Source organism: Myroides sp. LoEW2-1 (assembly GCF_009767705.1).
GTDB classification, from domain to species: Bacteria; Bacteroidota; Bacteroidia; order Flavobacteriales; family Flavobacteriaceae; genus Flavobacterium; species Flavobacterium album_A.
In genome coordinates this window covers 1-280 of the sequence record NZ_WSPP01000201.1, presented here as the reverse complement: position 1 = coordinate 280, position 280 = coordinate 1, and the positions used below count along the sequence as shown (strand labels likewise).

The 280-nt window shown below is 36.1% G+C and carries 1 protein-coding gene; it reads right to left on the bottom strand.

What is annotated here, in order from left to right:
• Positions 1-36: 36 nt before the first annotated feature.
• Positions 37-280: transposase domain-containing protein (locus GOQ24_RS11875; RefSeq protein ID WP_160339778.1), on the bottom strand; the 244-nt coding region annotated here is incomplete at its 5' end.

The window sequence follows — 280 nt, the reverse complement described above, 5'->3', positions numbered from 1 at the left end:
GTATGCACCCGAGCAAGTACATCTTGTGAGATCTAATTATTCTTCTACATTATCCAGGATAAGTTTCTTGTAATTATGAGGATATAAGTCTGCGATATTCTTGTGGTTGATGGATTGAATATTTTCAAGAACATACTTTAGCCATTTATATGGATTAATGTCATGCTTTTTGCAGTTGGCAAAAAACGTATAGGCCATAGCTGCTCTTTGTGCTGCATCATGAGAACCGGCAAAGAGATAGTTTTTACGACCAATTGCTACAGGTCTGATTACATTTTCA